This window comes from Mesorhizobium sp. M8A.F.Ca.ET.161.01.1.1 (assembly GCF_004792105.1).
GTDB lineage: Bacteria > Pseudomonadota > Alphaproteobacteria > Rhizobiales > Rhizobiaceae > Mesorhizobium.
Genome location: NZ_SRTD01000499.1, coordinates 1 through 282, shown reverse-complemented (window position 1 = coordinate 282; position 282 = coordinate 1). Strand labels below are relative to the sequence as shown.

The 282-nt window shown below is 64.2% G+C and carries 1 protein-coding gene; it reads right to left on the bottom strand.

The features are described from left to right. Positions 1 to 27: 27 nt before the first annotated feature. Positions 28 to 282 (bottom strand): DUF1330 domain-containing protein (locus EN804_RS36735; RefSeq protein ID WP_135922452.1); only part of this gene is annotated, 255 nt, incomplete at its 5' end.

Below are 282 nucleotides of genomic sequence, written 5' to 3'. Positions count from 1 at the left end.
CCGCTGCGCACTTTTGGGCGACATGCATTAGTCAAGCCCTTCGACCAGCACGATCTCGCCGTCGGCCACCTTCTGGCGGATGGCGACGGCGCGCTGGTATTCCGGCGAATGGTAGCAATCATGCGCAGCGGCGAATGATTCGAATTCGATGATGACGTTGCGCGCGCGGCCGGGACCTTCGGCCTTTTCATGCTCGCCGCCGCGCGCCAGGAATTTCGCGCCGAAGCGATCGAAGGCGAGCTTGGCGGCGGCGACATCGTACTTGTAGCCCTCGGCGTCGCG